Origin of the sequence: Rhodopila sp., from assembly GCF_035548235.1 — a bacterium.
Taxonomy (GTDB): Bacteria; Pseudomonadota; Alphaproteobacteria; order Acetobacterales; family Acetobacteraceae; genus Rhodopila.
This window is the reverse complement of sequence record NZ_DASZTJ010000267.1, coordinates 1-19,902: the sequence shown is the minus strand read 5'-3', so window position 1 is coordinate 19,902 and position 19,902 is coordinate 1. Positions and strand designations below refer to the sequence as shown.

General features: G+C 70.0%; 15 protein-coding genes. 13 read left to right on the top strand and 2 right to left on the bottom strand.

The window, feature by feature from the left end:
* Nucleotides 1–369 precede the first annotated feature (369 nt).
* The 9 genes from VHB27_RS21390 to VHB27_RS21350 all read left to right on the top strand — a co-directional run bounded on the left by VHB27_RS21390 (nucleotide 370) and on the right by VHB27_RS21350 (nucleotide 9,622).
* On the top strand, nucleotides 370–1,368 hold the full coding sequence (locus tag VHB27_RS21390) for an ABC transporter substrate-binding protein (RefSeq protein WP_325604386.1): 999 nt from the start codon (nucleotides 370–372) through the stop codon (nucleotides 1,366–1,368).
* Nucleotides 1,365–2,186, top strand: a complete 822-nt coding sequence (locus tag VHB27_RS21385; RefSeq protein ID WP_325604384.1) for an ABC transporter permease — start codon at nucleotides 1,365–1,367, stop codon at nucleotides 2,184–2,186. Before VHB27_RS21390 ends, VHB27_RS21385 begins: the two co-directional genes overlap by 4 nt.
* A 45-nt stretch (nucleotides 2,187–2,231) precedes the next feature.
* Nucleotides 2,232–3,005: an ABC transporter ATP-binding protein gene (locus tag VHB27_RS21380; RefSeq protein ID WP_325604383.1), complete on the top strand. Its 774-nt coding sequence runs from the start codon at nucleotides 2,232–2,234 to the stop codon at nucleotides 3,003–3,005.
* A complete protein-coding gene (atzF, locus tag VHB27_RS21375; RefSeq protein ID WP_325604381.1) occupies nucleotides 3,002–4,711 on the top strand; it encodes an allophanate hydrolase in 1,710 nt (569 codons plus the stop codon). The genes VHB27_RS21380 and atzF overlap by 4 nt, the downstream gene beginning before the upstream one ends.
* Nucleotides 4,712–4,953: 242 nt before the next feature.
* On the top strand, nucleotides 4,954–5,136 hold the full coding sequence (locus tag VHB27_RS21370; protein WP_325604379.1) for a DUF4089 domain-containing protein: 183 nt from the start codon (nucleotides 4,954–4,956) through the stop codon (nucleotides 5,134–5,136).
* Complete coding sequence (locus VHB27_RS21365; RefSeq protein WP_325604377.1) at nucleotides 5,133–6,539, top strand: AtzE family amidohydrolase; 1,407 nt, start codon at nucleotides 5,133–5,135, stop codon at nucleotides 6,537–6,539. Before VHB27_RS21370 ends, VHB27_RS21365 begins: the two co-directional genes overlap by 4 nt.
* 3 nt (nucleotides 6,540–6,542) lie before the next feature.
* The gene (gene hpxZ, locus VHB27_RS21360) at nucleotides 6,543–6,926 is read left to right on the top strand and encodes an oxalurate catabolism protein HpxZ (RefSeq protein WP_325604375.1); all 384 of its coding nucleotides are present in this window, start codon (nucleotides 6,543–6,545) and stop codon (nucleotides 6,924–6,926) included.
* A 25-nt stretch (nucleotides 6,927–6,951) separates the two neighbouring features.
* Nucleotides 6,952–8,289: an 8-oxoguanine deaminase gene (locus VHB27_RS21355; protein WP_325604373.1), complete on the top strand. Its 1,338-nt coding sequence runs from the start codon at nucleotides 6,952–6,954 to the stop codon at nucleotides 8,287–8,289.
* A gap of 64 nt (nucleotides 8,290–8,353) precedes the next feature.
* Nucleotides 8,354–9,622: an MFS transporter gene (locus tag VHB27_RS21350; RefSeq protein ID WP_325604371.1), complete on the top strand. Its 1,269-nt coding sequence runs from the start codon at nucleotides 8,354–8,356 to the stop codon at nucleotides 9,620–9,622.
* A 110-nt stretch (nucleotides 9,623–9,732) separates the two neighbouring features.
* On the opposite strand, the gene VHB27_RS21345 is transcribed toward VHB27_RS21350, so the two are convergent.
* Nucleotides 9,733–10,731 carry a Gfo/Idh/MocA family oxidoreductase gene (locus VHB27_RS21345; protein ID WP_325604369.1) on the bottom strand — a complete coding sequence of 333 codons (999 nt, stop codon included), beginning with the start codon at nucleotides 10,729–10,731 and terminating at the stop codon, nucleotides 9,733–9,735.
* Between the two features lie 316 nt (nucleotides 10,732–11,047).
* Between VHB27_RS21345 and VHB27_RS21340 the strand changes: the two genes are divergently transcribed.
* The 4 genes from VHB27_RS21340 to VHB27_RS21325 all read left to right on the top strand — a co-directional run bounded on the left by VHB27_RS21340 (nucleotide 11,048) and on the right by VHB27_RS21325 (nucleotide 18,197).
* Nucleotides 11,048–12,355, top strand: a complete 1,308-nt coding sequence (locus VHB27_RS21340; RefSeq protein ID WP_325604367.1) for a UDP-glucose dehydrogenase family protein — start codon at nucleotides 11,048–11,050, stop codon at nucleotides 12,353–12,355.
* Entirely contained in the window at nucleotides 12,355–13,596 is a 1,242-nt protein-coding gene (locus tag VHB27_RS21335) for an RsmB/NOP family class I SAM-dependent RNA methyltransferase (protein ID WP_325604366.1), read from the top strand. The genes VHB27_RS21340 and VHB27_RS21335 overlap by 1 nt, the downstream gene beginning before the upstream one ends.
* A gap of 227 nt (nucleotides 13,597–13,823) precedes the next feature.
* Nucleotides 13,824–15,065: an efflux RND transporter periplasmic adaptor subunit gene (locus VHB27_RS21330; RefSeq protein WP_325604364.1), complete on the top strand. Its 1,242-nt coding sequence runs from the start codon at nucleotides 13,824–13,826 to the stop codon at nucleotides 15,063–15,065.
* 12 nt (nucleotides 15,066–15,077) lie between these two features.
* Nucleotides 15,078–18,197 carry a multidrug efflux RND transporter permease subunit gene (locus VHB27_RS21325; protein WP_325604362.1) on the top strand — a complete coding sequence of 1,040 codons (3,120 nt, stop codon included), beginning with the start codon at nucleotides 15,078–15,080 and terminating at the stop codon, nucleotides 18,195–18,197.
* Nucleotides 18,198–18,212: 15 nt separating this feature from the next.
* On the opposite strand, the gene VHB27_RS21320 is transcribed toward VHB27_RS21325, so the two are convergent.
* A complete protein-coding gene (locus tag VHB27_RS21320) occupies nucleotides 18,213–19,607 on the bottom strand; it encodes a dipeptidase (RefSeq protein ID WP_325604360.1) in 1,395 nt (464 codons plus the stop codon).
* Nucleotides 19,608–19,902 lie beyond the last annotated feature (295 nt).

The following is a 19,902-nucleotide window of genomic DNA, read 5'->3' as shown; positions in this document are numbered from 1 at the left end:
CGGCGATCTTGCCGCAACTCGCGCTCGCCGCCCCGGTGGCGGGCACGCGCCGCCACGGCCTGCATCCGGGCAGCACGCGCGACCTGGGTCTGGTGCTGCGCAAGGCCAAGGTCATCGACCGCGGGCTGCGGGTCTTGGCGGAGTCGCTGAAGGAAGCGGCCCGATTGGCCTGAACCTGGTCGGCCTGAACCTGGCCAGCCTGAACCTGGTCGGCCTGAACCTGGTCGGCCTGAACCTGATCTGCCTGAAGCGGGTCGGCCTGAACTTGGCCCCGAACGTGCATCCGTTCCGGATTGCATACAACAGAACGCGAGAGCTGCCTGGTTGATGACCGCGTTCGGCGCAGGGGTGAACAGGAAAAGGGCAGGGATGACGATGAAGACGCATAGGTCGAACACAGTCTCGGGCGGCGGCGCCGGACTTCGCCTGTCACGCAGGCGGATGCTGGTCGGCGCCCTGGCGGCCCCGGCGATCCTGCGCGGTGGCATCGCCCGGGCGGAGACGGTGAAAATCCGGATGGGGGCGCTGAAGCTGATCCATTCGATCACGCCCTGGTTCTATGAACGCTTCCTGCCCGCGGGCTATGAAATCGAGATCATCCCCTTCGAATCCCCCACCGACGGCAAGTCCGCCGTCGTCACCAAGTCGGTCGATTTCGGCACCTTCGGCATCGCTGCCGCCATCCTGGGCGCCGCGGCGCATGAGCCGGTCGTCGTGTTCGGTTCCTCCTGCAACAAGGGCATGGCGGTCGTCGCGCGCAAGGACAGTTCGATCGCGACGCTGAAGGACCTGAAGGGCAAGCGCGTCGCGATCTGGCCCGGCTCCACGCAGGAGGTGTTCATCCTGGAACGCCTGCGCATGGAGGGCATGACGATCAAGGACGTCGAGTCCGTCCGCGTCTCCTTCAGCGAGATGCCGGCGGCTTTGCAGCGGGGCGACGTCGATGCCTATGTCGGCGCGGAGCCGGGGCCCGGCGTGTCGCTGGCCTCGGGCGTCGGCAAGATCGTCGAGTATCCGTATTCGACCGCCATGGGCAGCCTGAACATGATCCTCGCCACCCATCGCGACACGATCGACCACAAGCCGGACCTGGCCAAGGTCGTGCTCGATCTCCAGCGCCAGGCCAGCACCTTCGCCATGTCGCACCCCGACGAAATGGTCGCCATGACCGTCGCCAAGCTCGGCATGAAGAAGGAGGCGGTGGAGCTGTCGGTCAAGAACGTCGAACTGAACTGGAAGATGACGCCCGAAATGGTCAAGGCGTCGGAGACCTATGCCCAGCACATGCTGACGCTGAAGCAGATCCGCGCGCTGCCGGATTTCAGCACGCTGCTGGACACCAAGATCTCCGACCAGCTCGCGGTATGAGCCAGGCGGAGACGCTGCGGGCGGTCGAGACCGAGCGGCCGCGGCTCGACTACACGCCGCTGGTGCGGATCGCCGTGCCGGTCCTGCTGCTGCTGGGCTGGTGGGCGGGCACGACGTTCAATCCGGGCGGCTTGATCCCCTCGCCGCAGGATGTGGGAACGGCGCTGTGGGACCTGGCCTTCGGCGGCATCAACGACGACGCGTTCAGCCAGATGCTGCTGCCCGACCTGATCGCCTCGGCCAGCCGGGTCTATGGCGCGTTCCTGCTCGCCGCCGCGCTGGCGCTGCCGCTGGGGATGCTGATCGGGCGGCTGAAAGTGGTGAAGGAGCTGCTGGAGCCGACCTTGCAGGTCCTGCGGCCGGTGCCGGTCACCGCCTGGCTGCCGCTGTCGATGATCCTGTTCGGCCTCGGCCCGCAATCGGCGTTCTTCCTGGTCGCCCTGGGCGCCTTTTACCCGATCCTGGTCAACACGGTCTTCGCCGTGCGCAGCGTCGAGCCCCGCTTGTTCGAGGCGGCGCTGATGCTGGGCGTCTCCCAGCCGCGGCTGTTCCCCAAGGTGGTGCTGCCGGCCTCTTTGCCCGGCATCTTCACCGGCCTGCGCCTGGGCCTGGGCTTCGCCTGGGTGGTGATCGTGGTCGGCGAGATGACCGGCGTGCAGACCGGTCTCGGCGCGATGATCATGGATGCACGGCAGTTGTCGCGGACTGAGATCGTCATCTCGGGCATGATCGTCATCGGGATCGTGGGGTTCCTGTCGGACCAGGCGGTCCAATGGATCGGCCGCCGGCTGCTGGCCTGGAGCCCGCAGCATGGCTAGGCGCTTTCCTGGCGTGCGTTCCGGCATCATGGCGGGCGAAGGCCGATGATCCCGCCCTTCCTTCGCGTCCGCGACGCCGGCAAGGTCTACCCCGGCGGCACCGAGGCCCTGCGCGGCGCCAACCTGACCATCGACGCCGGGGAGTTCGTCTGCCTGATCGGCGCATCGGGCTGCGGCAAGTCCACCTTGCTGCGCATGATCGGCGGCTTCGAGACCGCGACCACCGGTGAGATCGTCATGGCCGGCAAGCCCGTCACCGGTCCCGGCCCGGATCGCGGCATGGTGTTCCAGGACTACGGCCTGTTCCCCTGGCTGACGGTGCAGGGCAACATCGCCTTCGGCCCGCTGGCCCGCGGCAAGTCGAAGCAGGAAGCCGGCCGGATCGCCGAACGGTTCGTGACCATGATGGGCCTCGACCGTTTCGCCAGGTCCTACCCGCACCAGCTTTCGGGCGGAATGAAGCAGCGCGTCGCCATCGGCCGGGTGCTGGCCAACGACGCCAGGCTCGCCCTGATGGACGAGCCGTTCGGCGCGCTGGACGCCATGACGCGCGAGCGGCTGCAGGAGGAGTTGCTGGCGATCTGGCGCTCCACCGGCCTGTCGGTGGTCTTCGTCACCCATTCCCTGGAGGAAGCCATTTTTCTCGCCGACCGGATCGTCGTGATGTCTCCCGGCCCCGGCCGGATCGTGGCAGAAGAACGCATCACCTTGGAGCGGCCCCGCGACGTGTCTTCTCCTGAATTCAACGCCATCCGCCGGCGCCTGGGCGTCATGCTGCACGGCGATCACCCCGGACCCCATGCGCGGGAGGTCGCGTGACTCCGGTCAGGATGGCGGAAGCCGCGCTGGAAGCCGACCGCATCCACGACGATCCGGCGATCTGGATCACCCGCCTGCCCGACGCGGCGATCCTGGCGCGGGCACGGGCGCTGGAGGCGGAAGGACCGATGGGACGGCCGCTCTGGGGCGTGCCGTTCGCGGTCAAGGACAACATCGACGTCGCGGGCCTGCCGACCACGGCGGCTTGCCCGGGCTTCGCTTACGTCGCCGAGACCGATGCGCCGGCGGTGCGCCGCCTGCTCGACGCGGGCGCGCTGCTGATCGGCAAGACCAACCTGGACCAGTTCGCGACCGGGCTGGTCGGCACGCGCAGCCCGTACGGCATACCGCGCAACGTGTTCGACCGCCGGCTGGTGCCGGGCGGCTCGTCGTCGGGTTCGGCCTGCGCCGTCGCGGCGGGCATCGTTCCGTTTGCGCTGGGCACCGATACCGCCGGATCGGGACGGGTGCCGGCGGCGCTGGGGAACATCGTTGGCCTGAAGCCGACGATCGGCAGCGTCTCGGCGCGCGGCATGGTCCCCGCCTGCCGGTCCCTCGACACGATCTCGGTCTTCGCGCGGTCCGTCGACGAGGCGCTGCGCGTCCAGCGCCTGATCGCGGTCTATGACGAGCAGGACCCGTACGCCCGTCCCGCGCCCTTCGCGCACCTGCGCCGCGCCGCGCCGTCGGGGGCGGTGCGGGTCGCCATGGGCGATGTCGCCGACCTCTGCGTTCCCGCCGTCGCCGGCGCGTTCGGGCAGGCCGGCCGGTTCCTCGGCGCCACCCCGGTCGACCTGTCGCTGTTCCTGGACCTGGCGCGCCAGCTTTACGACGGGCCTTGGGTGGCGGAGCGCACGGCCGCGCTGCGGGGGGCGATGGACCGCTCGCCCGACATGCTGTTCCCGGTGACCCGCACCATCCTGGAGCTGGGGTTGGAACGGTGCAGCGCCGATGCGTTCGACGCGTTCCACCTGCAGCGCCGCGCGCGGCGGGAAGCCGAACGGCTTTTCGCGGAATACGATGCGGTCCTGGTGCCCACCGCGCCGTTCACGGCCACGCTCATGGAGGACCGGGACGATCCGATCGGACCCAACAAGCGCATGGGCCTGTTCACCAACTTCGCCAACCTGTGCGACCTCGCCGCCTTCGCGGTGCCGATCGGCTTCGGCTCCGACGGGATGCCGGTCGGCGGCACGCTGCTGGGGCCTGCCTGGTCCGAGGGCCGGCTCGCCCCGATCGCGGACCGGCTGCACCGCCGCTTTGCCGATACGGTCGGGGCCACGGGAAAGCCGGTGCCCCCGGCCGCGGCGCCGGACGCGCTCGCCGCCGACGAAATGGCCCTGTTCTGCATCGGCGCGCACATGAGCGGGCTGCCGCTCAACACCCAGGTGACGGGGCTGGGCGGGCGCTTCCTGCGCACCGCGGCGACGGCGCCGGGCTATCGCCTGTACGCGCTGGGCAACCGGCCCGGCCTGGTGCGGAGCGCCGACGGCGCCGCGATCGAAGGCGAGGTCTGGGCGCTGCCCGCCGCCGCGATCGGCCCGTTGCTGGCCTTGATCCCCCCGCCGCTCGGTTTTGGCACCGTGCAGTTGGATGATGGTCCCTGCCTGGGCTTCCTGGCGGAGACCGAGGGCGTCGCGGACGCCACCGACATCACCCGCTTCGGCGGCTGGCGCGCCTGGCTGCACGCCGGGGAGCGGGCGTGACGCTGTTGCGAGGCGACCCCATCCCGGCCGGCGCGGGTGCCGCGGTCTGCGCCATGGCCGGCCTTGTGCCGGTCACCCATGACTTCAGCCTCTCGATATCGCAAAGTCGTGGACGGCCGGCGCAGGGGCCGGCGCAGGATCGACCATGACAGGAAAACAGCGATCCTGCACGCCCTGCCACGACCGCGGAACCAATGCGGCTCCGCCGTTCTGGCGTCCACCCACACGCGGGAACCATACCCATGGATGACACCGAACTCGACGCGCTGATCGATATCGGCGCCAGGATCTACGGCATCGACGTGAAGCCGGAATGGCGGGCGGCGGTGCGGATGCATCTGGGCATCTCGCTGACCCACGCCGCCACCGTCCTGTCGGCCGACATCGACGACCATGTCGATCCGGCGCCGGTGTTCCTGGCATGAGCGACTGGACCACCGCCACGGCGATCGCCGCCGACGTCGCGGCGCGCCGCACCACGGCCGCTGCTACGATCGCCGCCTGCCTCGACCGCGTCGCCCGGCTGGCCCCCAGGCTCAACGCCTTCACCGCCGTCACGGCGGAGCGCGCGCGGGCGCGGGCGGCGGCGCTGGATGCAAGCATCGCGGCCGGTGCGACGCCCGGGCCGCTGGCCGGCGTGCCGTTCGCGGTGAAGAACCTGATCGACGTCGCCGGCCTGCCGACCCTGGCCGGGTCGCGGATCAACCGCGACCACCCGCCCGCCGCCGCTGACGCCCCGCTGGTCGCCCGCCTGGAAGCCGCCGGCGCCATCCTGGTGGGCGCGCGGAACATGGGCGAATACGCCTATGACTTCACCGGCGAGAACGCCCATGACGGCAATTGCCGCAACCCCCACGACCTGTCGCGCATGGCCGGTGGCTCCTCCAGCGGCTCCGGCAGCGCCGTCGGCGGCGGGCTGGTGCCGCTCGCGCTGGGGTCGGACACCAACGGCTCGATCCGCGTGCCGGCGTCGTTCAACGGGGTCTTCGGCCTGAAGCCGACCTATGGACGGCTGACCCGCGCGGGGTCGTTTCCGTTCGTCTCCAGCCTCGACCATCTCGGCCCGCTGTGCCGGTCGGTCGCCGACCTGGCCGCTTCCTATGACGCGATGCAGGGCTACGATCCCGCCGATCCGGCCTGCGTCGACCGGCCGGTCGAGCCGGTCTCGCCGAACCTGGACACGGGCGTCGAAGGGCTGCGGATCGCCACGGCCGGCGGGTATTTCCGCACCGGCGCCTCGGCCGACGCCTTGGCCGCGCTGGACGCGATCGCGGCGGCGCTGGGCGTCGAGCGGTCGGTCGAGATCGAGGACGCCGCCATCGCCCGCAGCGCCGCCTATGTCATCACCACGGCCGAAGGTGCCGCGCTGCATCTGTCCCGGCTGAAGACGCGGCCGGACGATTTCGACGCGGACGTGCGCGACCGCCTGATCGCCGGGGCCCTGGTTCCCGCCGCGGTCGTGGCGCAGGCCCAGAAGTTCCGCCGCCTGTATCGTGCGCGGGTGCTGGCGCTGTTCGACGGCGTCGACGCGATCCTCGCCCCCGCCACGCCCTGCGTCGCGCCGAAGATCGGCGAGAAGACCTTCGTGCTGGACGGGGTGGAGATGCCGGTGCGGCCGAATATCGGCCTCTATACCCAGCCGATCTCCTTCATCGGCCTGCCCGTCGTCGCGGTCCCGGTGCCGACCGCGCCAGGGCGGGGCGACGGCCTGCCGATCGGCGTGCAGGTCATCGCCCCGCCCTGGCGCGAGGACATCGCGCTGCGTGTCGCCCGAGCGCTGGAGGCGCGGGGGGTGGCGCGTGTCCTGACACCCAAGCTGGAAGCCTGAGCCATGGAGATCAACATCCCCGACGTCAAAGCCGAGGTCGAGGCGGCGTTCGGCCGCTACGAACAGGCGTTGATCACCAACGACGTGGAAACGCTGCAGGCGCTGTTCTTCGACCACCCGCTGACCATCCGCTACGGCATCGGCGAGAACCTGTACGGCCACAAGGAGATCAGCGCGTTCCGCCAGGCGCGCTCCCCGGCCGGCTTGATGCGCACCACCTCGCGCACGGTGATCACCACCTTCGGCCGCGACTTCGCCACCGCCTCCACGCTGTTCCACCGCGAGACGGTCCCCGGCAAGGTCGGCCGGCAGATGCAGACCTGGGTGCGCACGCCCGACGGCTGGCGGGTGGTCGCCGCGCATGTCAGCCTGATCCCTGAGACCTGACCCCCCGAAACATGACACCTTGGGCATGACCGCGCTCTGGCTTCGCGACCCGATCGGCATCCTGGCGGACGGGGCGGAGCGTGGCGTGGTCGTCGATAACGGCCGTATCGTGGAACTGGTGCCGGCCGGGGCCGAACCGGCCACGCCGGGCGCGGCGGTGTTCGACGCCGGCCGCCATGTCGTGCTGCCGGGCCTGGTCAACACGCATCACCATTTCTACCAGACGCTGACCCGCGCTTCGCCGGCCGCGCTGGATCGCACCCTGTTCCCCTGGCTGCAGGCGCTGTATCCGATCTGGGCCCGCATGACGCCCGAAGCGCTGGACGCCGCCGTCACCGTCGCCCTGGCCGAGTTGCTGCTGTCCGGCTGCACGACCACGACCGATCACCACTATGTCTTCCCCGCCGGCCTCGACGACGCCGTCGATATCGAGGTCGCCGCTGCTCGGCGCCTGGGCATCCGCGCGGTGCTGACCCGCGGATCGATGAACCTGTCGCAGCGGGACGGCGGATTGCCCCCGGACAGCGTGGTGCAGGACGAGGACAGGATCCTGGCCGACAGCGAACGGGTGATCGGCGCGTTCCACGATCCATCCCCGGACGCGATGGTGCAGATCGCGCTCGCGCCCTGCTCGCCGTTCAGCGTCACCACGTCGCTGATGCGCGCGACCGCCGGCCTGGCCGCCAGGCACGGGGTGCGGCTGCACACGCACCTGGCGGAGACCATCGACGAGGAGTCCTTCTGCCTGGAGACATTCGGCTGCCGCCCGCTGGACTATCTGGAGCAGACCGGATGGCTGCATGACCGTACCTGGCTCGCCCACGGCATTCATTTCGATGCGGGCGAGATCGCGCGGCTGGCCGCCGCCGGCACCTGCGTGACGCATTGCCCGTGCAGCAACCAGATCCTCGCGTCCGGCACCTGCCTGGTCTGCGAGATGGAAGCGGCCGGCATGCAGGTCGGCCTGGGCGTCGACGGATCGGCGTCGAACAACGCCTCCAACCTGATGCAGGAGGTGCGGGCGGCGTATCTGCTGCAACGCGCACACTATGGCGTGGAGACAGTCAGCCATCGCGACGCCCTGCGCTGGGCGACGACCGGGTCGGCGGCCTGCATCGGCCGGCCGGAACTGGGGCGGATCGCGGTCGGCGCGGTCGCCGACCTGGCGCTGTTCACGCTGGATGAGCTTCGGTTCTCCGGCGCGCTCGATCCGCTGGCCGCGCTCGTCACCTGCGGCGCCCATCGTGCCGACCGGGTGATGGTGGGCGGACGCTGGGTGGTGGAGGACGGTGCGATCCCCGGCCTGGACATCGCCGCGCTGATGCGCCGGCACGCGGCCGCGACGCGGGTTTTGCATGGCTGATCACCGCCGATCGGCATGACCCATGAGACTTTCCATCCCGGCCTGTTCCGGTAGCATGCGGTCAATGGACGATGCGGGGGTCAAAAAATCGGCGGCAGACGCCATTCGCGTTCCCGCGGCCGGGGAGTCCTGGCAGCGCACCCTGTGGGCGATGGTCGGCATCCAGTTCGTGATGACGGCGGCGATCAACTTCCTCAGCCCGATCATCCCGCTGATGCTGCCGGAGCTTGGGGTCAAGAGCAGCGAGGCGGTGGATGTCTGGGCCGGCGTGATCACCGGCTCCACCTCGTTCGTCGCCGCGTTCGCCTCGCCGATCTGGGGCCGCGTCGCGGACCGGTTCGGCCGCAAGCAGTCGCTGCTGCGCTCCAGCTTCGCCATCGCCATCTTCACCGCGCTCATGGGCCTGGCGACGAATGTCTGGATGTTCTTCGGCGCCCGCGCGGTGATGGGCGCGTTCGCGGGGTTTTCCTCGGCGGCGATCGCCCTGGTGGCAAGCCAGGTGCCGGAGCGGCGGCTGGGCTTCGCGCTGGGATGGCTGGCGACCGGGCAGCTGGTGGGATCGCTGGTCGGGCCGGTGGTGGGCGGCGTGCTGTCGGACCTGACGGGCAGCTACCGGGTGCCGTTCTTCGCCACCGGCGCGATCACGCTGGTTGCCCTGGCGCTGGTCTGGGCGGTGGTGCACGAGGATTTCGTGCCGGTGCACGCGACGGGCAAGGGACGGTCCCTGCTGTCCGGCCTGAAGGTGGTGACCGGATCGAGCGCGCTGGGCGCGCTGTTCCTGGTCCTGCTGATGGCCCAGTTCAGCGTGCGTACGGTGCAGCCGGTGGTGACGCTGTTCGTGCAGGAACTGGTGGGCTCGCGCCCCGAACTGGCGACGCTGGCGGGCATAGCGTTCTCCATCACCGGCCTGGCGGACCTGGTGTCGTCACCGTTCCTGGGCAAGCGAAGCGACGTGATCGGCTACCGCAAGGTGCTGCTGATCTGCCTGACGGGTGCGGCGCTGACCAGCGCGCCCCAGATCTTCGCGGGGAACTACTGGACGTTCCTGGCGGAACGGTTCGCGGTCGGGCTGTTCATCGGCGGCATCCTGCCGACGGCGAACGCGCTGATCGGACGCAGCGTGCCGCGGGAGATGCGCGGGACGGTCTATGGGATGACGGCGTCGGCGACGTTCCTGGGGAATTCGCTGGGCCCGCTGACGGGCGGCGGCATCGCCGCCCTGCTGGGCCTGCGCTGGGTGTTCGCGGTCACCACGGTGCTGCTGGCGGCCAACCTGGTGTGGGTCTGGCTGACGGTGGAGGAACTGCGGGACGGCGACGACCCGGCGGGGTAGGGGCGTGCTTTCTCTTCGCGGCCCGCCTGCTGCCATGACCAGTCCCGGATGGCCGGGTAGAACCGTTTCGCCGCCCGCGGCCCTGCAGGCACCTTATCCGGCCGGCCTGGTCAGACCCCCGGCTTGATCAGCCCCGAATCCAGCATCCGCTCCCGGCAGGCCCGCATGCTCTCCCCCACCGCCAGCGCCGCCGCCAAGGCGCGACGGCCGGCAGCGGCATCCACCAGGACCGGTGCGCCGTCCAGGATCGACGCCTCGAACGCCGCATGCTCCGCCGCCAGGGAATCGTGGTCCTCCCATGACACGTCGCTGATGCCGAACCCGGCCAGCCCGGGCATTGGCTGGCCAGCCGGGACGCCACGGTCCTGCCGGCCGATCACCGTCAGCGTGCGGGCGGAAAAATCCGCCGCCATGTAGAAATCCTGCGCGAAGATCCGCATCCGCCGTTCGGTGCGCGGCGAGATCCGGCTGGCGGTGATCGTCGCCACCGCGCCGTTGCGGAAGCGAAGCCGAGCGTTGGCGATGTCCTCATGGGGGCTGGCGACGGGGGCGCCGACGGCGTCGACGGTCTCGATCTGGCTGTCGACCAGCGCCAGGACCAGGTCCAGGTCGTGGATCATCAGGTCCAGGATCACCGACACGTCCGTGCCGCGCGGCTTGAACGGTGCGATCCGGGTGGCCTCGATATACAGCGGTGCCACGACCCGCCCGGCCATCGCCTGGTATGCGGCGGAGAACCGTTCCAGGTGCCCCACCTGCAGCACGACCTTGCGGGCCCGGGCGCGGACGGCCATCGCGTCCGCCTGTTCCAGCGTCGCGGCGATCGGCTTTTCCACCAGCACGTGCCTGCCCGCGTCCAGCGCCTTCAGCGCGAGCTCGTAATGCGCTTCGGCCGGCGCGGCGATGATGATGGCGTCGCTGGCGTGCAGCAGCGCCTCATAGCTCATGGCCGAGGCGCCGGCCTCCCAGCCGATGGTCTTGGCGCGCTCCAGGTCCGTGTCGAAGATGCCGGACAGGCGCGAGCGTTTGGACGCGGCGACCTTCAGGGCGTGGTAGCGGCCGAAATGGCCCGCCCCGGCAACGCCGATGCGAAGGGATGGGTCGGTCATGACGGTCCTCGGATTCTGCGGCCCCACTCACATCCGACGCCGACGTGTGCTGTCAAGTGCCTCTTGGCAAGTCCCTGCTGGGCAAGTCCCTGCTGGGCAAGTCCCTGTTGGGCAAGTCCCTGTTGGGCAAGTCCCTGTTGGCCAAGTGCCTGTTGGCAGGTCCCATCCGGCAAGAGCCTGCTGGCGCGGCGTGCCCGGCAAGTGTCATGACGCGGCCCGTCGGCGGCATGGCGGCAATTCATTGGCAACCGTGCCCGCCCTGTGCGACTGAAAGGCCGGCACTCGCCCCCAAGGGCCACAGCAGGGAACCAGATACGTGCGCATAACCATGATCGGCGGCGGCTATGTCGGACTCGTCTCCGGCGCCTGCTTCGCCGAATTCGGCTCCGAGGTCACGGTCGTCGAGGTCGACGGCCAGAAACTCGCGGCGCTGCGCGAGGGCCGGATGCCGATCTACGAGCCGGGGCTGGAGCAACTGGTGCGGGAGAACGTGAAGGCCGGCCGGCTGGAATTCACCGACGACCTCGCCGCCGGCGTGCAGGGGTCGGAGGCGGTCTTCATCGCCGTCGGCACGCCGACCCGCCGCGGCGACGGCCACGCCGACCTCACCTACGTCTACGCCGCCGTGGAGCAGGTCGCTCGGGCGCTGACCCATTATGCCGTGATCGTCACCAAATCCACCGTCCCCGTCGGCACCGGCCGGCGCGTGCAGGACATCGTCCGTTCGGTGCGGCCGGACCTGGAGTTCGACGTCGCGTCCAACCCGGAATTCCTGCGCGAAGGCAATGCGATCGGCGACTTCATGCGCCCCGACCGGGTCGTGATCGGCGCCGAGAGCGATCGGGCGCGGGAAGTCATGCGCCGGCTCTACCGCCCGCTGTACCTGATCGAGGCGCCCATCGTCTTCACCGCGATCGAGACCGCCGAACTGACGAAATACGCCGCCAACGCCTTCCTGGCGATGAAGGTCACCTTCATCAACGAGATCGCCGACCTGTGCGAGAAGGTGGGCGCCGACGTGCACGACGTGGCGCGCGGGATCGGGCTGGATGGCCGGATCGGGCGCAAGTTCCTCCATCCCGGTCCGGGCTATGGCGGATCCTGCTTCCCCAAGGACACGCTGGCGCTGGTCCGCACCGCCCAGGACTACGGCGCGCCGTCGCGGCTGGTGGAGACCACCGTCGCCGTCAACGACGCCCGCAAGTCCGGCATGGCCATGCGCGTCGTCGCCGCCTGCGGCGGATCGGTGCGGGGGAAGACCATCGCCGTCCTGGGACTGACCTTCAAGCCGGAGACTGACGACATGCGGGAAGCCCCGGCGCTGTCCATCATCTCCCGCCTCGCCGGCGACGGCGCCCAGGTCCGCGCCTTCGACCCCGAGGGGATGGACCAGGCGCGGCCGCTGCTGCCGGAGTCGGTCGTCTACTGCACCGACGCGCTGGACGCGGCGGCCGGCGCGGACGCGCTGGTGCTGATCACCGAATGGAACGAATTCCGAGCGCTGGCGCCGTCGCGGCTGGCGGATGCGATGCGGGGGCGGATCGTCGTCGACCTGCGCAACGTCTATGACCCGGCGGCGATGCGGGCGGCCGGGTTCGCCTATCACGGCGTCGGCCGCTCCTGATGTCCGATCCGACCCGCGAGGCGGCGTTCGACCTGCTGGCCGCGGTCCTCGACCGGGGCCGCCCGCTGGAAGAGGCGCTGGACGCGCTGAAAGCGATCGAACCGCGCGACAAGGCCGCCGCCCATCGCCTGGCAGCGGCGGTGCTGCGCCGGATGGGCACGCTGGACGCGGTGCTGGAGCCGTTCCTGAAAAGGGAACCTCCGGGGCCGGTGCGGATCGTGCTGCGCCTGGGCGCGGCCGGGCTGCTGCTGGCGGACACCCCGGCGCACGCCGCCGTGGCGACCGCCGTCGCGCTGACCCGGCGCCGGGGCCTGACGCCGTTCGCCGGCCTGGTGAACGCCGTGCTGCGCAAGGTGGCGTCCGGCGGGGTCGCGCTGATGGCCGACCTCGACGCCCCGCGCCTCGACACGCCGGCCTGGCTGTGGACCGCCTGGGGGCGCAACGCGCGGGCGATCGCGCTGGCGCACCAGCACGAAGCGCCGCTGGACGTGACGCTGAAGGCCGGGACCGCGCCGCCGGACGGCGGGGTCCTGCTGCCGACCGGATCGGTGCGCTTCCCGGCCGGCACGCGCGTCACCGACATCCCCGGCTTCGCCTCCGGCGACCTCTGGGTGCAGGACGCCGCCGCCGCGCTGCCCGCCCGGCTGCTGGGCGCGCGTCCCGGCGAGTCGGTGGCCGATCTCTGCGCCGCGCCCGGCGGCAAGACGGCGCAACTGATCGATGCCGGCGCCGGCGTGACGGCGGTGGAGCGCGATCCGTCCCGTCTGGATCGCCTGGCGGGCAACCTGGCGCGGCTGCACATGACCGCGACGCTGGTGCGGGCGGACGCCACCGCCTGGCAGCCGCCGGCCGCGTTCGACGCCATCCTGCTGGACGCGCCCTGCACCGCGACCGGCACCGCGCGCCGCCATCCCGACGTCATCCGCACCAAGCGGCCGCGCGACGTGCAGGCGGTGATCCAGGCCCAGGACGCGCTGCTGGCCGCCGCCGAGGCCATGCTGCGGCCGGGCGGACGGCTGGTCTATGCCGTCTGCTCGCTCCAGCCCGAGGAAGGCGCGCCCCGCATCGCCGCCGCCGCGGCACGTGGCCGCCTGCGGCCGGACCCCTTCACGTCCCGGGAACTGCCCGGGCTGGCCGAGGCCCTGGCGCCGGACGGGACCCTGCAGACCCACCCTGCGCTGTGGCCGGATCGGGGCGGCATGGACGGGTTCTTCGCGGCGAGGCTGGTGCGCGTCTCATAAAACCGTTTCATTCCAAGTTGTCGATCCGATGGTTTCGGCGCGGTTCCCGTGACGGAGACGGCGCGCGACCTCAGTTTTGAAACACACCAGAAACAAGAACCGGTCTATTTTCGGGCTGGCGATTGCCGCTGCTTTGCCTGATGATGTGGTATCCTGCCTCGCTTTCGGCAGATATCTTGGCGAGCGCGGTCTTTTTTCGAGATTGTTCCTTTTCTGTGGATGGCCGGATGATTCGTAGGACCGTGACGACGCTGTGCGACGCAGCGCGTGTCGCGTCTGCCGTGGGCGCGTTGTGCATGGGCGTCACCATCGTGGGCGCTTCCCTCGGTGCGTCCCTGGGCGTCGCCGTCGTGGGCGCTGCCGTCCTGGGCTCCACCGTCCTCGACGTCCCGCGGGCGCTGGCGCAACCGGAACCCCCCGCGGTGCCGGTCACCGTCGCCACGATCACGCGGCAGGACGTTCCGCACTGGCTACGCGGCCTGGGCACCGTCCAGGCCTATTACGCGGTGCAGCTTCGTCCGCGCGTCGACGGGACGCTGATCGCCGTCCCGGTGAAGGAGGGGCAGGACGTCAAGGCCGGGACGCTGCTGGCGCTGATCGATCCGCGGCCATACCAGGCGACGCTTGACGCCGCGCTGGCCAAGAAGGCGCAGGACCAAGCGCAGCTCGCCAACGCGCAGGCGGACCTGACCCGGTATTCGGCGCTGATGCACGGCGACTTCGCGTCCCGCCAGCAGGTCGACACCCAGGCGGCGCTGGTGAAGCAGCTCACCGCGACGATCCTGGGCGACGACGCGCAGATCGAGGCGGCGCGGCTCAACCTGGACTTCTGCCACATCACCGCGCCGTTCGACGGCCGCGTCGGCCTGCGCAACGTCGATCCCGGCAATTTCGTCCGCGCGTCGGAGGCGACGCCGATCCTGTCGCTGGTGCAGCTTCAGCCGATCGCCGCGACGTTCACGCTGCCGCAGGACTCGCTGCCGCTGGTCGCCAAGGCGATGCAGGGCGACCCGGCCCTGCCGGTGACGGTCTATGCCGGCGACGACAAGACGGAACTGGACCGGGGCAAGCTGGTGACGATCGACAACAACGTCGACCCGTCGACCGGGACCATCAAGCTGAAGGCGACCTTCCCCAACCCGGCCCATACGCTGTGGCCGGGCCAGTTCGTCAATGCCCGCCTGCTGGTCGGCACCGACCACGACGTGGTGGCCGCGCCCGCGGCCGCCATCCAGCACGGCCCCAACGGTCTCTTCGTCTACAAGGTCCAGCCCGGAAGCGCCGTCAGCGTCCAGCCGATCAAGGTCGCCCGGCAGGAGGACAACACCTACATCGTCACCGAGGGCCTGGATCCCGGCGCCACCGTGGTCGTCGGCGGCCAGTCCCGGCTGCAGAACGGCGCGCGGATCAGCGTCACCGATTCGAAGGCCGACTCGAAGCCGGTGCAGACCGCGCGATCCGGCAGCTAGGGGCGGCGCGCGATGAGCATCTCGACCCCGTTCATCCGACGGCCCATCGCCACCTCCCTGCTGACCGCCGCCCTGGTCCTGGTGGGCCTGGCGGCCTACCCGTTCCTGCCGGTGGCGCCGCTGCCCCGCGTCGACTTCCCGACCATCACGGTGACGGCGAACTTCCCGGGCGCCAGTCCCGAGACGATGGCCTCCACCGTCGCGCAGCCGCTGGAAAAGCAGTTCGCGCAGATCCCGGGCGTGGCGCAGCTGACCTCGGTCAACGTGCTGGGCCAGTCGCAGGTGATCCTGCAATTCGACCTGGACCGGAACATCGACGCCGCGGCGGGCGACGTGCAGGCGGCGATCAACGCGGCCAGCGGGCAGTTGCCCAAGGCGCTGCCGTCCGCGCCGACCTATCGCAAGACCAACCCGTCGGACTCGCCGATCCTGATCCTGGCGGTGCAGTCCGATGAGCGTCCGCTGATCGACGTCGACGATTATGCCGACGTGGTGCTGTCGCAGCAGCTTTCGCAGATCAGCGGCGTGTCGCAGGTGCTGATCGGCGGCGAGCAGAAGCGCGCCGTCCGCGTGCAGATCGACCCGGCGAAGCTCGCCGCCACCGGCATGACGCTGGAGGACGTACGAAGCGCGCTGACCAACATCACCGTCGATTCGCCGAAGGGTGCGATCAACACGCCGACGCAGACCTTCACCGTCTATGCCAACGACCAGCTCACGAAGGGGGCGGAATACGACAACGTCATCCTGGGCTGGCGCAACGGCGCGCCGATCCGCGTGCGCGACGTCGGCCGCGCGATCGACGGGCCCGAGAACAAGCTGATCGCCGGCTGGCAGAACGGCAAGCGCGGCATCCTGCTGATCGTCTTCAAGCAGCCGGGCGCCAACGTCATCGACACGGTGGACCGCATCAAGGCCGCGCTGCCCAGCCTGGAAGCGGCGATACCGCCCTCGATCCATGTCAACGTGATCATGGACCGGACGGAGACGATCCGCGCATCGGTCCACGACGTGCAATTCACGCTGATCCTGTCGATCGCGCTCGTGGTGATGGTGATCTTCCTGTTCCTGCGCAACGTGTGGGCGACGGTGATCCCGTCGATCACGGTGCCGGTGGCGCTGATCTGCACCTTCGCCGTGATGTACCTGATGGGTTTCAGCCTGGACAACCTCTCGCTCATGGCACTGACCATCGCGGTGGGCTTCGTCGTCGACGACGCGATCGTCATGCTGGAGAACATCTACCGCCATATCGAGGACGGCATGGACCCGATGGACGCCGCGCTGAAAGGCGCGGGCGAGATCGGGTTCACCATCGTCTCGATCAGCTTCTCGCTGGTCGCGGTGTTCATCCCGCTGCTGCTGATGGGCGGCATCGTCGGACGGCTGTTCCGCGAGTTCGCGATGACCATCACGATCGCGGTGCTGGTGTCGGCCTTCGTCTCGCTGACGCTGACGCCGATGATGTGCTCGCGCTTCCTGAAGCACCACAGCGGATCGCACGGGCTGGTGTACCGCGTGATCGAGCGGTTCTTCGACGGGTTGCTCAACGGCTACCGGCGGACGCTGGACGTGGCGCTGCGGTTCAAGTTCGTGACGCTGATGGTGTTCCTGGGGACGCTGGCGTTGACCGGCTATCTGTTCGTCCTGATCCCCAAGGGTTTCTTCCCGTCGCAGGATACCGGCGTGGTGTTCGGCGTGACGGAGGGGTCGCAGGACATCTCCTTCGACGCGATGTCGGACATCCAGCGCAAGATCATGGCGATCGTGATGGCCGATCCGGATACCGCCGGTTTCGGTTCGACCGTCGGGTCGGGCGTGGGCGGGCAGACCGTCAACAACGGCCGGATCTATATCGCGCTGAAGCCCTGGGACCAGCGGGTCGGCGGGTCGGCCCAGGACTACATCGCCCGGCTGCGGCCGCAGTTCGCCAAGGTGTCGGGCGGCATGGCCTTCCTGCAGGCGGCGCAGGACATCCGGGTTGGCGCCCGGCTCACCAAGACCGAGTTCCAGTACACGCTGCAGGATGCCGATTTCAACGAGCTGTTCGGCTGGGCGCCCAAGGTGCTGGCGAAGCTGAAGACGCTGCCGATGCTGCGTGACGTCACCAGCGACCAGCAGACGGGCGGCACGACGCTGACCCTGGTCATCGACCGCGACCAGGCCGCGCGTCTCGGCGTGCAGCCGCAGGCGATCGACGACACGCTGTACGATGCCTTCGGCCAGCGCCAGATCACCCAGTATTTCAGCCAGGTGAACTCCTATCACGTGATCCTGGAGGTGATCCCCTCGGCCGGCCGCGACGTGCACACGCTGCAGAACCTGTACGTCCGCTCCAGCAACGGCCAGAGCGTGCCGATGTCCTCCTTCGCCAAGTGGTCGACCGTGCCGGTGCAGCCTTTGTCGATCAGCCACCAGAGCCAGTTCCCGGCGGTGACGATCTCCTTCAACCTGGCGAAGGGCGCCGCGCTCGGCCAGGCGGTGGATGCCATCGACGCCGCCATGCGGGACCTGGGGACGCCGATCACGCTGCGCGCCTCGTTCCAGGGGACGGCCCAGGCGTTCCAGGCATCGCTGGCCAGCGAGCCCTATCTGATCGCGGCGGCGCTGATCACCGTGTACATCATCCTGGGCATGCTCTACGAGAGCTACATCCTGCCGCTGACGATCCTGTCGACGCTGCCCTCGGCCGGCGTCGGGGCGTTCCTGACGCTGCTGGCGGCGCGTTACGACCTGACGATGATCGCCCTGATCGGCATCATCCTGCTGATCGGCATCGTGAAGAAGAACGGCATCATGATGGTGGACTTCGCCATCACCGCCGAACGCCGCGACGGCATGTCGCCCGAGAAGGCGATCCGCCAGGCCTGCCTGCTGCGGTTCCGGCCGATCCTGATGACCACCATGGCCGCCATGCTCTCCGGCATCCCTCTGATGCTCGGCACCGGCGCGGGGTCGGAACTGCGCCGGCCGCTCGGGTTCGCGATGGTGGGCGGGCTGGCGCTGAGCCAGATCCTGACGCTCTACACGACGCCGGTGATCTATCTCTACCTGGACAAGCTGCAGCATTGGCTGGCGCCCCGCCGGTCCCGGCTGCCCGCCCTGGCGGCGAAGATGGGAGAGGCGGATTAGGGGCGTCCCTCCCGCCTACCCGGCGGCGAATTTCCCCAGCAGGCGGATGTGCGAGCGGATGCCGTGGTGGAAGCACACCTCCTCGAACTTCTCGTTCGGGCTGTGCACCTGGTCGTCGTCCAGGCCGAAGCCGATCAGCAGCGAGTCGAGGCCCAGGATCGTCCGCAGCGACGTCACCACGGGGATCGAGCCGCCGCTGCCCATCAGCACCGCCGGCTTCCCGTACTCCTCGGCCAGCGCGGCCTGCGCCGCCCGGACATGCGGGCTGTCGACGTTGACCTCGATCCCCGGCGCGCGGGAGAAGGCCTGGAACGTCACCGTGGCGCCCGGCGGCAGCCGGTCCTGCACGAACTGCTTGAACTGGGCCATGACCTCGTCCGGGTCCTGGTTCGGCACCAGGCGGAACGATACCTTGGCCGACGCCTCCGACGCGATCACCGTCTTGCTGCCGTCGCCGGTGTAGCCGCCCCAGATGCCGTTGATGTCGGCGGTCGGCCGCGCCCACAGGCGTTCCAGCGCCGCATAGCCCCGCTCGCCGACGGGGGTGGCAAGGCCGATGCCGCCCAGGAACGCGCCTTCGTCGAAGCCCAGCGCGTCCCACTGCGCCCGCTGCGCGTTGGAGACCGGCTTCACGTTGTCATAGAACCCCGGCAACTGGATGCGGCCGGTCTCGTCTTGCAGGTCGCCCAGGATCTTGGTCAGCGCGTTGATCGGGTTCAGCGCCGACCCGCCGAACAGGCCCGAGTGCAGGTCGCGGTTCGCCGCCTTCAGCGTCACCTCGGCATAGGTCATGCCGCGCAGCCGGGTGGTGATCGCCGGCGTCTCGGCGTCCCACATGCCGGTGTCGCTGATCAGCGCCAGGTCGGCCTTCAGCTCCGCCTTGTTCGCCGCCAGGAAGGCGTCGAGGTTGACGGAGCCGACTTCCTCCTCCCCTTCGATCAGGACGGTGACGCGGACCGGGATGCCGCCGCCGGCGTCGTGCCAGGCGCGCAGCGCCTCCAGGAACATCATCGTCTGTCCCTTGTCGTCGACCGCGCCGCGCGCGACGTAGCGCTTGCCCCGGGGACCGTCGACGAGCTGCGGGTCGAAAGGCGGGCTGTGCCAGAGCGAGACCGGGTCGACCGGCTGCACGTCGTAATGGCCATAGAACAGGACGTGCGGTCCTTTGTATCCGGCCGGACCGGGATGGTGGCCGACGACGACCGGGTGCCCGGCGGTGGGACGCACCGACGCCTCGAACCCCAGGCCCGTCAGCTGGTCCCGCCACCAGGCCGCCGCCCGTCCGCAATCCGCCGCGTGCTGCGGCTGGGCGCTGATCGAGGGGATGCGCAGCAGGTCGAACAGCCGGTCCCGCGACGCCGGCAGCCCGGCATCGGCGTGGTCGAGGACGGCGGAGAGGGGGATGGGCATGCGGCGCTCCTGCATCGTGTCCGGACAGGAGTAGCCGAACCGGCCGCCGTCGTCATCCGGCGGGGCTTTGGGTCATGTCCCCCTGCCGGGTCATGTCCCCCTGCCGGCCCGCCGTCATGGGCTGCCGTCCGCGGCGGGCGCTTGATCGGGATCGCGGTCGAACGGACGGCCGGGGCCGGACCGGGTCAGCGGCTGGCGACCTGCCGGGCCTCGGTCCGGATCATCTGGCAGCTTCCCTTGCGGTGCCCGCCGCAGGCGTCGGCGGCGTCGGAGTGGGTCAGGCCGACGACGCTGG

Excerpts from the sequence above, each read along its gene's own strand:
- VHB27_RS21350 (WP_325604371.1), top strand. The coding sequence starts at position 8,354 with ATGGACGATGCGGGGGTCAAAAAATCGGCGGCAGACGCCATTCGCGTT.
- VHB27_RS21330 (WP_325604364.1), top strand. The coding sequence starts at position 13,824 with ATGATTCGTAGGACCGTGACGACGCTGTGCGACGCAGCGCGTGTCGCG.
- VHB27_RS21365 (WP_325604377.1), top strand. The coding sequence starts at position 5,133 with ATGAGCGACTGGACCACCGCCACGGCGATCGCCGCCGACGTCGCGGCG.
- VHB27_RS21335 (WP_325604366.1), top strand. The coding sequence starts at position 12,355 with ATGTCCGATCCGACCCGCGAGGCGGCGTTCGACCTGCTGGCCGCGGTC.
- hpxZ (WP_325604375.1), top strand. The coding sequence starts at position 6,543 with ATGGAGATCAACATCCCCGACGTCAAAGCCGAGGTCGAGGCGGCGTTC.
- VHB27_RS21385 (WP_325604384.1), top strand. The coding sequence starts at position 1,365 with ATGAGCCAGGCGGAGACGCTGCGGGCGGTCGAGACCGAGCGGCCGCGG.
- VHB27_RS21355 (WP_325604373.1), top strand. The coding sequence starts at position 6,952 with ATGACCGCGCTCTGGCTTCGCGACCCGATCGGCATCCTGGCGGACGGG.
- VHB27_RS21390 (WP_325604386.1), top strand. The coding sequence starts at position 370 with ATGACGATGAAGACGCATAGGTCGAACACAGTCTCGGGCGGCGGCGCC.
- VHB27_RS21370 (WP_325604379.1), top strand. The coding sequence starts at position 4,954 with ATGGATGACACCGAACTCGACGCGCTGATCGATATCGGCGCCAGGATC.
- VHB27_RS21380 (WP_325604383.1), top strand. The coding sequence starts at position 2,232 with ATGATCCCGCCCTTCCTTCGCGTCCGCGACGCCGGCAAGGTCTACCCC.
- VHB27_RS21320 (WP_325604360.1), bottom strand. The coding sequence starts at position 19,607 with ATGCCCATCCCCCTCTCCGCCGTCCTCGACCACGCCGATGCCGGGCTG.
- VHB27_RS21325 (WP_325604362.1), top strand. The coding sequence starts at position 15,078 with ATGAGCATCTCGACCCCGTTCATCCGACGGCCCATCGCCACCTCCCTG.
- VHB27_RS21345 (WP_325604369.1), bottom strand. The coding sequence starts at position 10,731 with ATGACCGACCCATCCCTTCGCATCGGCGTTGCCGGGGCGGGCCATTTC.